Annotated in this window: 12 protein-coding genes; 9 read left to right on the top strand and 3 right to left on the bottom strand. The window is 42.4% G+C overall.

Features of this window, described 5'->3' with window-relative positions:
- Positions 1-2 precede the first annotated feature (2 nt).
- Positions 3-419, bottom strand: a complete 417-nt coding sequence (locus tag C8D94_RS11370; protein ID WP_115124086.1) for a (4Fe-4S)-binding protein — start codon at positions 417-419, stop codon at positions 3-5.
- Positions 420-492: 73 nt separating this feature from the next.
- On the opposite strand from C8D94_RS11370, the gene C8D94_RS11365 reads away from it, so the two are divergent.
- Positions 493-1,185: a hypothetical protein gene (locus C8D94_RS11365; protein ID WP_115124085.1), complete on the top strand. Its 693-nt coding sequence runs from the start codon at positions 493-495 to the stop codon at positions 1,183-1,185.
- Between the two features lies 1 nt (position 1,186).
- Here the strand turns inward: C8D94_RS11365 and C8D94_RS11360 are convergent, their stop codons facing one another.
- A complete protein-coding gene (locus C8D94_RS11360; protein ID WP_115124084.1) occupies positions 1,187-3,349 on the bottom strand; it encodes a T9SS type A sorting domain-containing protein in 2,163 nt (720 codons plus the stop codon).
- 122 nt (positions 3,350-3,471) lie between these two features.
- On the opposite strand from C8D94_RS11360, the gene kynU reads away from it, so the two are divergent.
- From kynU to C8D94_RS11320, 8 genes are all read left to right on the top strand, one after another.
- Positions 3,472-4,734, top strand: a complete 1,263-nt coding sequence (gene kynU, locus C8D94_RS11355) for a kynureninase (protein WP_115124083.1) — start codon at positions 3,472-3,474, stop codon at positions 4,732-4,734.
- 82 nt (positions 4,735-4,816) lie between these two features.
- Entirely contained in the window at positions 4,817-6,226 is a 1,410-nt protein-coding gene (locus C8D94_RS11350) for an FAD-dependent oxidoreductase (RefSeq protein WP_115124082.1), read from the top strand.
- A 91-nt stretch (positions 6,227-6,317) separates the two neighbouring features.
- Complete coding sequence (locus C8D94_RS11345; RefSeq protein ID WP_115124081.1) at positions 6,318-6,749, top strand: RidA family protein; 432 nt, start codon at positions 6,318-6,320, stop codon at positions 6,747-6,749.
- Between the two features lie 14 nt (positions 6,750-6,763).
- Positions 6,764-7,444 (top strand): Abi-alpha family protein, encoded by a 681-nt coding sequence (locus C8D94_RS11340; protein ID WP_115124080.1) that lies wholly within the window; start codon positions 6,764-6,766, stop codon positions 7,442-7,444.
- Entirely contained in the window at positions 7,441-8,889 is a 1,449-nt protein-coding gene (locus C8D94_RS11335) for an aldehyde dehydrogenase (protein ID WP_115124079.1), read from the top strand. Before C8D94_RS11340 ends, C8D94_RS11335 begins: the two co-directional genes overlap by 4 nt.
- A gap of 144 nt (positions 8,890-9,033) precedes the next feature.
- Positions 9,034-9,819: an SDR family oxidoreductase gene (locus C8D94_RS11330; RefSeq protein ID WP_115124078.1), complete on the top strand. Its 786-nt coding sequence runs from the start codon at positions 9,034-9,036 to the stop codon at positions 9,817-9,819.
- Positions 9,820-9,906: 87 nt separating this feature from the next.
- Positions 9,907-10,992, top strand: coding sequence for an amidohydrolase family protein (locus C8D94_RS11325; RefSeq protein WP_115124077.1), 1,086 nt, complete (start codon positions 9,907-9,909; stop codon positions 10,990-10,992).
- A complete protein-coding gene (locus C8D94_RS11320; protein WP_115124076.1) occupies positions 10,992-11,633 on the top strand; it encodes an O-methyltransferase in 642 nt (213 codons plus the stop codon). The genes C8D94_RS11325 and C8D94_RS11320 overlap by 1 nt, the downstream gene beginning before the upstream one ends.
- A 250-nt stretch (positions 11,634-11,883) precedes the next feature.
- Here the strand turns inward: C8D94_RS11320 and C8D94_RS11315 are convergent, their stop codons facing one another.
- Positions 11,884-13,404, bottom strand: a complete 1,521-nt coding sequence (locus C8D94_RS11315) for a S8 family peptidase (RefSeq protein WP_115124075.1) — start codon at positions 13,402-13,404, stop codon at positions 11,884-11,886.
- Between the last annotated feature and the right edge of the window lie 19 nt (positions 13,405-13,423).

Raw genomic sequence — 13,423 nt, 5'->3', positions numbered from 1 at the left:
TGCTATGCGTTATGACTCCCATCACAGAAGGGTTGGTTATTACTATGCCCGCAACGGCAGAAGGCAGTTCGTTTTTCCTTGAGCTCTTCCCTGCCATCATCGTGGGTAATTGCTACGGAACCTAAAACCATTAGGGGCCCGTTTTTCATAACCTCGATTTTTGTAGTTTCTTTCTTCATTTCCGTATCTATTTCAGCAGGTCCTATTTCGTTCATAAAATAGCTCAACGCACCACTGGGACACCCCTTTACCGTAGCTACAATATCGCTTGTTGTTGCATTCTCAACTTGCACCCAAGGTTTATCCTTTGGTTTAAAGACCTCGGGCAGGTCGTGTACACACTTTGCGGAATGTATACAAAGCTCCGGCTTCCACACCACGGTCACTTTACCATTGGTATATTCTTTTACTTTTTCCATCTCTTAAAGTTACAAAAAATAATTCCCAAATATACTTTCACTATTTTTACTGAATACCTTTTAAATAAATACCATGAAAAACATCCTTCCTATCGTAGTGCTTCTGCTTGCCCTTGTTGGCTGTCAAGAAACAAAAACCAATAATACCCGGCTGGAGCTTATCCCAGACCCCGAAGAAAACCCAGACCTCACCGATGCCCAGAGCATCGCCTATAACAACGGTTTAGCACATTGGAATAAGGTTTCAGAATTACGTTTCACCTTCAATGTAGATAGAGGCGGAAAACATTACGAACGCTCGTGGAGGTGGAAACCCAAGACCGATGACGTGACATTGATTTCAGAAAATGACACAGTTACATACAACCGAAAAGAAATGGACAGCCTTATAATGAAGACCGATGCTGGTTTCGTGAACGATTCCTACTGGTTGCTCGCCCCCTATAAATTGGTTTGGGACCAAGGGACTACCCTTTCTAAAACTACAACAGCAATTGCACCCATTTCTAAGGATACCCTTAACAAACTCACCATTACCTACGGAAATAAAGGCGGTTATACCCCTGGCGATGCTTATGATTTTTATTTCGATACCAATTTTAGAGTAAAAGAGTGGATTTTCAGAAAAGGAAATGATAGCACTCCATCCATGATGACAACTTGGGAAGATTATAAAGACTACAATGGCCTCACTCTCTCCAAGATGCACCAGGACAGTACGGGAGGTTTCAAATTGTATTTTACGGATATTTCGGTAAAGAAATAAGTTACTGCTTGAGTATTTTTTTTGTAAAGAGGCGCACCTTGTTGCTACTCACAAGTTGGACAAAATAGATACCGCTGCCCAATGTTGAAATATCTATCTCGACATTAAAACTTCCTGAAAAGTCTGCTTGCTGGGCAAACAACTCCCTTCCTCGAACATCCATTACTCGAACGGTCGTGTTTTCGTCCTGGGTTGCATAACCAATGGTTACCTTGTCTTCAGCGGGATTGGGGTACAGAACACCTTCTTCAGCAATTCTTTTGGTAAAATACTTTTTGGCGAATGAAAAAGTGTTACTCCCCAATGCCTCACCAATCTTTCTTCCTGGAATATCGTCTATGGGTGGGTGTATGCCTCCCCAGATCCGCGACAAGCTACACTGGTCGGATGCATCTCTATAGGTAGCCCATTGCAATTGCATATCTTCTGAAGGTCCTCTTTCAAAGACCAGGAAATCGTTTGCGGGAATATCAAAAACGCCCATCCCGCCCGGGAAAAACTCATCTCCCGTTAGCTGGGTAAGTATTTCTGCAGCAGTTCGGGAATAGGTAGAATGTCCAGAAACATAACCTGCAAAAGGTGGCGTAACAAAAGATGGTCTTTGATAGGGAAACCATTCCTCGGCCAGTATCCACCCTACTCCTGCAATATCGTACAACGGGTCTATAATATTGCTAGGGCCTTTCCAGGTATACAGTTTTATCTTATGTAAATTTTCATTGAACGATCCTGCCAATGGATCGCCTTCTTCAACCAACTCAATATACCCAGGGATCAAGGGTATTCCATGTGGGTGGTATCTTGGTAACGTTGTATCTTTAGATTGGCCTTTTTCACTCATATACCGTATGGCACTCACGGGACGTATATAATCATAATATCCCTTTAAACCCCAAGCCGTAATGGCTACATCATGCATAGCACCTCCAAGGATAAAGTAGGATTTTACATCCCACTCAAGATTGGAGAGTGTTTCCCCCTGCCCTTCAAATTTTTTCTCGAGCAAAGGATTATCGTTCACATAATTTAAAATAGTGAACCAGTGCCCTGGCGGCGTTTCACTATCGGGTCCGTCTGCCCAGAATTCTGCCAAAACCCTTGCATAATCTCCACGTTTCACTATTTGTGGTTCATAGGCCTCACCAGTTGTAGGGTTCGTGGTTCGTCCCGTACTAGGGTCGCCACCCTCAAAGTAATCGTAAAATTGGGTATACTCGTCAAATGTTTCAGGAAATAGTTCAGAATCCAGGTTTCCAATAACACGGGGTGAAATGTCTATACTGGTTTCCTCATTGGGATCTAAATGCGCACCCCAAACAGCTACGAGAGAGAAATTCCATTTATAAGGATCTGCAAGTGCCATTCCATCTTGAATATATGCTGGCGGTCCGGGATCGTAATAACAATTATAGTCAAAACCATCACGGGTATACGTTGTTTTATCTTCCTCTTGTAACGAAAAGGGTATCACGGCACCCCATTCTGGACTCAAAAATTCTGGTTCGCCACCTGGAATGCTATTACCACTCTGGTCTACATAATTTGAGAGCTTCAAAGGTTGCCAGCGGTTTGGGTGTGTTAAGGTAGCATTACCGGATATGTCCATATTCAAGGTTTCATTTACTGGCTCGTAAAATCTATTGGCATAGTCGTTTGCTTCATTAGAACCATCCTGTAACCCGTATTCAATAATTTTTGCAGCAATGTAATTGCCCAGCGCAGCACCATCTCCACTTGTGTAATCTTCAGTTCTTATTGAAATGTCATACCCCAAGGAGTCCATTAAGTGCTGTGTGGATGTCATGATGTCTTCAGTACCCGGGGAATTAACAAATCTGTGCTCAATGAGCCTGTATACGGCATAGCTTATAGCTTTATCACGTGAATTGGACACTGCTTCACTGGGTGTAAAACCATTAAACTTAAATGTAAACCCCTCTATTGTGTTACCTAAAAAGTACGGAGCCGCTTCGGTATCAAAAACTGCCCAGGCATCATACATTGCAGCAGATGTATGGAAAAGGTTTCGTGCATGTACAGTAGGTCTAGCAAAATCGTTCCGTATAGCGTGCAGCACTTCCTCGTTCCAATGCCTTGCAACAGATTGTGAGAACAATGGCGTTATACACAGTAATCCTATAAGTAGTAGGGCGTTCTTTTTCATTTCATTAACTTATAATGGGGCTAATATACTTATTCTGAATAAAATAAAAACCCGTTAAACATTCAGAATATAAAACATTTTAAATTGTTATTTTTGTTAGCCTTTCATAATCAAACCGCACTATGCAATATCAAAACTCTTTACAATATGCGCAATCCTGTGATGCCAAGGATTCCTTAAAGCATTTTAGAGACAAGTTTTTATTCCCGAAAAATTCAGCAGGTGAACAATTAATCTATCTCTGCGGAAATTCCTTGGGGTTACAACCCAAGCGTACACAAGAGTATATTCAGCAAGAATTGAATGATTGGGCAAAACACGGTGTAGAAGGCCATACCGATGCCGAAAATCCTTGGCTTCCCTACCACGAGTTCCTTACACAAAACATGGCCGTGATCGTTGGCGCAAAACCCAGTGAAGTGGTAATAATGAATACCCTCACCACCAACCTCCATTTAATGATGGTGAGTTTTTATAAACCCACAAAGACCAGGTACAAAATTATTGTAGAGAGTGATGCTTTCCCAAGCGATAAGTATGCGGTGGAAAGCCAGCTAAAATTTCACGGTCTCGACCCAAAAGATGGATTGATCCTTTGGAAACCCAGACAGGGAGAAGAGCTTTGCCGTTTTGAGGACCTAGAAAGAATCATGGCAACCCAAGGCGACGAAGTTGCCTTGTTGATGATTGGAAGTACAAATTATTACACGGGACAATCGTTTCCGCTTAAAAAAATAACTCAACTAGGCCATAAACACGGAGCCATGGTTGGTTTCGACCTAGCGCACGGTGCTGGAAATATACAACCCAATCTGCATGATACAGGCGCAGATTTTGCTGTGTGGTGCAGCTACAAGTATTTAAATAGCGGTCCAGGGAGTTTGGGCGGTTGTTTTGTACATGAAAGGCACGAAAAAAATAATGATTTACCTCGTTTCGCAGGCTGGTGGGGACATAACAAACAAACGCGTTTTAATATGCGCCATGAATTTGACCCACTCGAAGGTGCTGAGGGATGGCAGCTTAGCAACCCCCCAATTTTGAGCATGGCTGCCATACGCGCAAGCCTTGATGTTTTTGCGGAAGCAGGTTTCGAGAACGTAAGGAGCAAATCTGAAAAACTGACAGGCTATTTAGAATATCTACTGGACGGACTGAACAACGAGAACATAAACATCATCACCCCCAGAAACAAAGAGGACCGTGGTTGCCAATTGAGCATACAAGTTAAAAATGCTGATAAAGCATTACACACAAAACTAACCCAAGCTGGTGTAATAAGTGATTGGCGCGAACCAGATGTAATACGGGTCGCCCCTGCACCATTGTACAATAATTTTGAAGATGTTTGGGAGTTTGTACAGCGGTTAAAAAAAATACTGTAATAAACATGTGCCCTCGAGCGCAGTCGAGAGGTTCATATTAATCAAAATGCAGGTCTCGACTGCGCTAGACCATATATATCTTTTGAATAAAAACCAAAACATACTTATTATAGGCGCAGGACTCTGCGGAAGCCTGCTCGCATTGCGAATGGCACAAAGAGGCTATGCCGTAAAGCTTGTAGAAAAGCGGCCAGATTTACGAAAAGAAGAACAAGACGCAGGGCGTTCCATCAACTTGGCTCTCAGCGATCGGGGATTGAAAGGGTTACGCTTAGCAGGTGTTGAAGAAAAAGCGCTCCAACTGTGCATCCCCATGTTGGGACGCATGATCCATGACAAAGAAGGCAATACATTTTTGAGCAAATACAGCGGTAGAGAAAACGAATACATCAATTCTATTTCTCGGCCGGGACTCAATATGTTATTGTTGGACGAAGCCGAGAAAATGCCAAATGTTGAGCTAGTCTTCAACAAGGGATGTAAAAGTGTGGATCTACAAAAAGCCTCGGCCACGTTTAAAGATTATGTGTCCGGCGGTGAGGTAAGCTATGAAGGCGATGTGATTTTGGGGACGGATGGTGCTGGCTCCGTGGTTCGTAAGAGTATGTTCAACCATAAAAAATTTCTGTTCAGTTTTTCACAGGAATGGCTCACACATGGCTACAAGGAAATTACCATTCCCAAGGCCGAAGATGGTGGCTACCGAACTGAAAAGGGCGCATTGCACATCTGGCCACGTGGCGAAGATATGCTCATTGCGCTCCCTAACTTAGACGGTAGTTTTACCGTGACCTTGTTCCTCCCTTACTCAAACAGTGACTATTGTTTTGATACTTTGACCACACCCAAAATGGTCATGGAATATTTCAAGAAAGAATATCCCGATGCCGTGTCCCTGATGCCCAATCTCGTAGAGGAGTTTTTCAACAACCCAACGGGACCCCTCGGCACCATTAAATGCAGTCCTTGGAGTGCTTACGGAAAGACCCTGTTAATGGGTGATGCAGCCCATGCGATAGTTCCTTTTTACGGGCAGGGAATGAACGCCAGTTTTGAAGATGTGGTAGTATTTGATGAAGTTTTGGATCGCTTTTCTTCCGAAGAGAATTCTAGTTGGGAAACCATATTTCAGGAATATGGAAAAACCCGAAAAAAGGATACCGATGCCATTGCCGATCTGGCTGTGGATAATTTCCACGAAATGAAAGAGCACACCGCAAGTCCTCTGTTTCAGCAGAAACGTAAACTAGAGACCGCTTTTGAAGCAGAATTCCCACAGGAATATTTCAGTAAATATTCTTTGGTTACCTTTAACGAGGACATTACCTATTCCGAAGCTTTGAAAAAAGGGCGCGCACAGGACAAGGCAATCCTAAACCTGATAGCCGACGGTAAAATAACAGAATCCATGGACCTCAGTAAAAAGCTGGACATCGTGAAACGTGAAACAATAGAAGTTCTGCACGATGATGATGTGATTAGCAATTTGTAGCAAAACAATAATTTTCCCTCCAGGGCTTGGGGAATGCTTACGCATACACAATCACCCCTAAAGTCCCTCAGGGAACAGTAAATAAAAACTCATGAAAACAAAAAGCAACGTAGTAAAAGGAAAAGCAACGCCTCGGGGCGCATATCCGCATATAAAAAGAGCCGGAGATTTCCTGTTCTTGAGCGGTACCAGCTCCCGATTGCCAGACAATACTATTGCCGGGGCCAATAAAATTGACGAAATGGGTACTATTTTTCTGGACATAAAAGAACAGACCCGTGCCGTTCTCAACAACATAAAAGATGTCTTGGCTACCGAAAACGCAACCCTGGAAGATGTAGTAGAGGTATCTACATTTTTGGTAAATATGAACGATTTTGGAGGGTACAACCAAGTGTACGGTGAGTTTTTCAGTAAAGAAACGGGACCCGCTCGTACTACCGTTGCCGTACATCAATTGCCACACCCACATCTGGTGATCGAGATTAAGGTAACGGCCTATAAACCGGTAAACAGTAAGTAATAATCAGTTTATATATGTCAGAAAATCAGTTAAATTTAAAATCTTCCACTCTTGAAAAAGGTCTAGATTTAGCCAAAGAGTTCTTGAACAAACTTATGGGTCCTTCAGTTGAAGAAGTTGGGCTTTTAGTTTCGGACAATATTAGAGTTTGGCGATTTAAAAATCAAATTAGATTATTAAATAATGTTGAAAAATACATTAAAAAGAAAAAAATAAAGCCAAAAAAGGTTCCTTTAAAAATATTGTTACCTCTATTAGAAAATGCTTCTTTAGAGGAAGAACCTCTTTTAAATGAAATGTGGGAAAATCTTTTAATAAATTATATTGATTCATCTAAAAATCTAAATTCAATTATATTTCCAAAAATTCTAAGCCAACTATCAACGGAGGATGTTATTGTACTAAAAAAAATAAGAAAATTTTGCAACACCCTTATATCGGTTGGCAATAAAAACCACATAAAAATACCTACGTCTAACATTAGTGGTTATTCACTCGATAGACCTTTTAATATTGAAGAATTAAGTAATTTAATTAGGTTAAATATTTTAAAAGAAATAATTCAATTTAATCATTCCGCATTTATAATTCTTAGCAGTGGAAGACTAGAACCCCAAGAAGAAGTGATCACTGATGATACGATTGTGTTGACTGAATTTGGAGAGAAATTTATTAAAGCCTGTTATACAAGATGACAAAAATAAAAAATTACATAGACGGCGAAAGTAAAGAACCTTCCTCTGATGAATGGCTGGACAACTATAATCCCAGTACGGGTGAGGTATATTCAAAAATTGCAAAGAGCACCCAGGAAGATGTCGAAAACGCTTACCAAGCTGCTAAAGAAGCATTTCCCAGCTGGAGCAATACAACCCTAGAGAAACGGAGTAAGATGTTACTGAGAATAGCCGATCTAATTGAAGCTAACTTAGACAAACTTGCAGAAGCAGAAGCCAAGGATAATGGGAAACCCTTTAGTTTGGCAAGAGCAGTAGATATCCCAAGGGCATCGGCAAACTTTCGGTTTTTTGGGAATGCCATTACCCAATTTGCCAGTGAAGCCCACGAAAGTGTTGGGTTAAATACTATGAATTTCACCATGCGCAGCCCCATAGGTGTTGTAGGCTGTATCTCGCCCTGGAATCTTCCACTGTATCTCTTCACCTGGAAGGTGGCTCCGGCCATTGCCGCTGGAAACTGCGTGGTTGCAAAACCCAGTGAGGTAACCCCAATGACAGCTTATCTATTGGGCGAAATTTTAACCGAAGCTGGACTGCCAAAAGGCGTCCTCAACATCGTACACGGTACGGGTCCCGAAACAGGACAGGCCATCGTCGCCCATCAGCACATAAAGGCCATAAGTTTTACCGGTGGTACCACAACAGGCGAACACATTGCCCGCACAGCCGCTCCAATGTTCAAGAAGCTATCGTTGGAACTGGGCGGGAAAAACCCCAACCTTATCTTTGCAGACTGCAATTATGAAAAAATGCTGGCTACAACGGTAAAAAGCTCCTTTGCCAATCAGGGACAGATTTGTCTCTGCGGAAGTAGGATTTATGTTGAAGAAGCTATTGCATCCAGATTTAAAAAAGACTTTGTCGAAAAAGTTTCGAAATTGAAGATTGGCAATCCGTTTGATGAGGACACAAACCTGGGTGCCTTGGTTTCAAAAGAACACCTTGAAAAGGTGGAGAATTATATTGAAATCGCCAAAAATGAAGGCGGTACAGTACTATTTGGTGGCAAAAGGGTTTCAGTGAAAAATTTTGAGAACGGCTACTACCTGCAACCCACCGTGATTGAAGTTGAGGACAACAACTGTCGCATTCAGCAAGAAGAGGTATTCGGGCCCGTGGTGACCATAATGACTTTTAGGGATGAAGCAGAAGCCCTCCAACTTGCCAATAATGTAAAGTACGGACTTTCTGCAACCGTCTGGACCAATAACCTTAACCGTACCATGCTACTTTCAAAACAGTTGGAGGCAGGAATTGTTTGGGTGAACACGTGGCTAAACCGTGACCTTCGAACTCCTTTTGGTGGCATGAAAGACAGTGGCGTGGGTCGTGAGGGTGGTTTTGAGGCACTTCGGTTTTTTACGGAACCGAAGAATGTATGCATTACTTATGAGGGTTAAAACCCTAACCGGCAATTTGATGAATTTCCTAGTTAGACTGTTGGAAATATTAAACTAATCCTAAACTTTTGGTCATTTCAATTATATCATTAGATTAAACAGATTATTAACCAAAGAGACACCCGCCTGAGCGGAAAAACACCTATGAATATAGATTTAACGAACAAAAATGCACTGGTCTGCGGAAGTACCGCGGGCATTGGAAAAGCCGTTGCAAAGCAACTGGCAAAGATGGGAGCCACCGTTACCCTAGTGGCTAGAAATGAAGCAAAGCTGAAAGAGACCTTAATTGAACTACACCATGACAAGGGACAGAAACACAACTATTTTGTAGCAGATTTTAGCAACCCCAAAGAAGTGAAGGAAAAAGTAGCCATTGCCAAGGAGCGAAAAACATGGCACATCTTGGTAAACAATACAGGTGGTCCAAAGGGCGGCCCTATCTTTGAAGCCGATACCGAAGAATTCACAAAAGCTTTTTCACAACACTTGGTATGCAACCAGATCTTGGTACAGGCATTGGTGCCCGGAATGAAAGAAGCCGATTACGGGAGGATCATCAATATTATTTCAACATCGGTAAAACAGCCTATCGACGGGTTGGGAGTGAGCAATACCATTCGCGGTGCCGTGGCCAACTGGAGCAAGACCCTTGCCAACGAATTAGGACAATATGGAATTACGGTTAATAATGTACTGCCAGGCTTTACCGCTACAGACAGATTGGAAAACATTATTGACAAAGCCGCTGAACGCACAGGAAAATCGAAAGACGAAGCTTCCAAATGGATGCAATCCTTGGTACCCGCAAAACGTTTTGCACAACCTGGTGAGGTTGCCAATGCCGTTGCCTTTCTGGCTACGGAAGCTGCCAGCTATATCAATGGAATTAACCTCCCGGTAGATGGTGGAAGGACAAAAAGTTTGTAACTTTAGCTTTTGCGTGAGGGATAGAGTAGGCTACCATGTAGCCACGAAAGCCCGACCCGATTAGGGACACGCCCAAATCACTAACTCATGACAAAAAGAAAACTCCGCATTAACGGCCATTCGCACCTCTTGCCCTATCCTGAGCAAATCCCACAGTTTATGCAGGATAAGGGTATTTTTTGGGTTGACAAGGATAGAAAGTATATGCTTCAGAAAGACTGGAGCCGTCCTGTTACAGACTCCAGCTTTTTTCTTGACGAAAAGTTGGCATGGATGGAAAAATATAAGATTGACCACGCAGTTGTACTGAACCTGTCCCAACTCTACGGAAATGGACTCCGCCTGGAAGAGATGAAACAGGCGTTGCGCTTTCAAAACGATTTTAACGCGAAAGTGCAGAAGGAAAACCCATCAAAATTTACCTGTGGGTTTGTAATACACCCTGGCTTTATTCGTGGGGCACTTTGGGAGATTGAACGTTGTGTGGAAGTTTTGGGTATGCAATTGTTGTGCCTGCCAACCCACTATATGGACACCATAGGTACGTGGCGTTGTATTTTTGACGAAGAGAACGAACCCATTTTTGAACTTGCCAGCAAATACAACCTAGCGGTAGAGATACACCCCTACGATGGCGAAAAATTTATAAAACTTGAAAATACGGCCTGGCGTTTCCACCTAATCTGGATGCTCGCACAATGTGCCGATGCCTACCACTTTTTAACCTTAAACGGTTATGCAGACAAATATCCCGGAATGCGTACCTGCTTTGCCCACGGCGGGCAATTGGCGCAAATGAACCTGGGAAGAAGAATACAAGGTTTTGATGGCCGCCCAGATCTCTTTGAAGGTAAAACACACCCACGTAAGTCTGTTGGGCACAAAAACATATTTTTTGACACTTTGGTTCACGATACAGGCTCGTTGGAACTTTTGGTAAAAAACCAAGGCGTGAAACAAGTTTTGGTGGGACTGGACGATCCATATCCGCTTGGTGAGATGGAAAGCATTGTACAATCTTCCTACCCAGGGAAAATACTCGACCTTGCAAAAGACCGTAAAATTATTACTGAAGACGATGCAGACCAAATGTGGGAAGATAATGTGTTGCAATGGCTCTGTGGCGATGATGAAAAAGCCAAGAAAAAATTGATCGATAGAATAACTGCTTAATGGATTTTCTGCCAGAAAAAATTGAAAACTACGTAGTAAAGCACTCGCAACCCGAACCTGAATTATTGCAAAAATTATCTCGCGAGACGTGGCAAAAGGTATTGGCTCCTAGAATGTTGAGTGGCCATTTACAAGGACGGGTACTGAGTATGCTCTCCAAGTTGATTCGCCCGAAAAGAATTTTGGAAATTGGAACCTACACAGGGTATTCGGCACTGTGTTTGGCTGAAGGGCTTCAACAAAATGGGCAGTTGCACACTATTGATATTAATGAAGAGTTGTTCGATTTTGCACAAAAATATTTTGATGTTTCAGCGTACAAGGACAACATCTTTCAGCATACGGGGAATGCATTGGAAATTATTCCGAAGCTGGAAGAAAATTTCGACCTTGTTTTTATAGATGCCGATAAGCACAACTATGTAAATTATCTCGAGCTACTCATTCCGAAGTTGGGATCTGGAGCTATTATCTTAAGTGATAACGTGCTTTGGAGCGGCAAAGTTGTTGAGCCCTTGAAAGAAGACGATATGGATACAAAAGTACTTTTAAAATACAATAAAATGCTCAAGGAGCATCCTGGCCTGGAAACCGTCTTACTACCTATTAGGGATGGGCTTACCATTTCAAGGGTAAAATAATCATATCGTCCTAACAAAAAGGGGTTTTTCACTTTGTACAAATAGGTATGCACCTGTGTTGTTTTCTTTAAATTACTATCATCTTTGTATTGTAAACAAAGGGAAAAATACCTATCATATAAAGAACGGCCCTCTTCAAGACGTAAGCGCTTTGGGGAGGGTCTTCTGTTTTATTTTTTTCAGCAACTTCTCAGAAATAAAAAGCCCAAGATAATTTTCTTGGGCTTTTACAAATTTTCAGAACTGTATTCTATTGTACTGCTTGCAGAGCATCAATATTTCCGTAGCCCTTTGTACTGTCCTTATTAGGGTAAAACTCAGAGCTCTGTCTTAACTTTGTTAAAACCTGATTTTTGGACCAACCCGGGTTCTTCGCCCATACCAAGGCAGCTATTCCAGCTGTTGTGGCCGTTGCTACGCTACTACCGCCAACATATTTGCTGTCTCCATTATAAAAACCAACCGTAGTCCCCGTCCTATTATTGTTATTATCGCGCTCCATTACTATGGTAAATTCAATCTCACTCCCGTCGTGACAGGTATCACATTGCTGGTACGTACCGCTATCGGTTATTCCAGTAACGGCAACGGTTTCACTCATACTCGCTGGGAAAATAACGGGGTACCAATTTGTAAAATCCAATGAGGTTCCTCCAGCGGCAAATATCAATTTACCCCTATCATTCGCGTAACGAACAGCATCCCTAACATTCCCAATGGACCAAGGGTACCCAATGCTCATTGAAATGATCTTCACATCATTCCTATTTCCAAGTTGAATCAACGCATTTTTTACCCCTTTACGTTCGTGGTAATCGTTAAGCACCACATCTTCCGTAGCTCTATAGGATACCAAATTACTATTGTAGGCAACACCAACGGGCAAATTATCGTTGTTTCTTGGAGCCGCTATGGTCCCGCCCATACTGGTCCCGTGCCCACATTTATCGTGTGGACCATCATAATTACTGCTCCACCACCAAGGACTATCTATAAAAGTTCCGTATTTCTGGATGGTTCTTCCTGAGCTCCACCCATCATTAAAATTAGCACCCAGTAATGGTTGATTGGGAGATACCCCAGTATCAATAAGTCCAACGGTTACACCTGCCCCGGTGCTATATGTCCAAGCTTGTTCAATATTATGGTAATCGTACGTCCAGCTCACCAAACTTCCGGGTGCTACGGTTCGGTAATCGTTAGTATTCAATGTGCTTCCGCTTTTGCTGCAACCGCTGGAAGACCGTTGTTGGTTTTGTGGTTGTTGTACATTGGGAACAAAATAGGAGTATCCGTTCGGTTCCAAGTACCTAATGTCGTTTCGTTTGCGCAACTCGCTAATGGTTTCAATAGCATTCACCTCTAGGTCTATTACGTTGAGTACGGGATCATCTTCAACAACAATAGATCTTCTGCTGGTTTTTTCTATTGCGGACACTTGGTCTATGATTGTATTTTTGGACTGGCTCAATCGTTGTGAATCACTTGTCCTGAAACTCTCACCTTGCTGGCCATAGCCTATGGTGAGCAAGGAATTACCGTGTACCGTGGCACTCCACAACACATTATCATCAACCAAAGCCCAGCTAAAATTTCCTGTTGCGTCCAGTTGGGCTTCAATGATCTCGTTAATTTGTTCTATAGACAATAGGCCATCTTGAATATTTGTTTCTAGATTTACTTCTTCGTCAATGGTTTCTGAAATGGGGTCTTGGGAACAACTTGCAACTAGTAAGATGCCCATGCATAGTAAAAGGGAATAGTTTTTCATGATATGGTTTGTTTTGTTA

It is taken from the genome of Marinirhabdus gelatinilytica (assembly GCF_003353425.1).
GTDB lineage: Bacteria > Bacteroidota > Bacteroidia > Flavobacteriales > Flavobacteriaceae > Marinirhabdus > Marinirhabdus gelatinilytica.
Note: the sequence above shows the minus strand (reverse complement) of the source record. Positions and strands in the feature narration are given on the sequence as shown.

Excerpts from the sequence above, each read along its gene's own strand:
- C8D94_RS11370 (WP_115124086.1), bottom strand. The coding sequence starts at position 419 with ATGGAAAAAGTAAAAGAATATACCAATGGTAAAGTGACCGTGGTGTGG.
- C8D94_RS11365 (WP_115124085.1), top strand. The coding sequence starts at position 493 with ATGAAAAACATCCTTCCTATCGTAGTGCTTCTGCTTGCCCTTGTTGGC.
- C8D94_RS11360 (WP_115124084.1), bottom strand. The coding sequence starts at position 3,349 with ATGAAAAAGAACGCCCTACTACTTATAGGATTACTGTGTATAACGCCA.
- kynU (WP_115124083.1), top strand. The coding sequence starts at position 3,472 with ATGCAATATCAAAACTCTTTACAATATGCGCAATCCTGTGATGCCAAG.
- C8D94_RS11345 (WP_115124081.1), top strand. The coding sequence starts at position 6,318 with ATGAAAACAAAAAGCAACGTAGTAAAAGGAAAAGCAACGCCTCGGGGC.
- C8D94_RS11340 (WP_115124080.1), top strand. The coding sequence starts at position 6,764 with ATGTCAGAAAATCAGTTAAATTTAAAATCTTCCACTCTTGAAAAAGGT.
- C8D94_RS11335 (WP_115124079.1), top strand. The coding sequence starts at position 7,441 with ATGACAAAAATAAAAAATTACATAGACGGCGAAAGTAAAGAACCTTCC.
- C8D94_RS11330 (WP_115124078.1), top strand. The coding sequence starts at position 9,034 with ATGAATATAGATTTAACGAACAAAAATGCACTGGTCTGCGGAAGTACC.
- C8D94_RS11325 (WP_115124077.1), top strand. The coding sequence starts at position 9,907 with ATGACAAAAAGAAAACTCCGCATTAACGGCCATTCGCACCTCTTGCCC.
- C8D94_RS11320 (WP_115124076.1), top strand. The coding sequence starts at position 10,992 with ATGGATTTTCTGCCAGAAAAAATTGAAAACTACGTAGTAAAGCACTCG.
- C8D94_RS11315 (WP_115124075.1), bottom strand. The coding sequence starts at position 13,404 with ATGAAAAACTATTCCCTTTTACTATGCATGGGCATCTTACTAGTTGCA.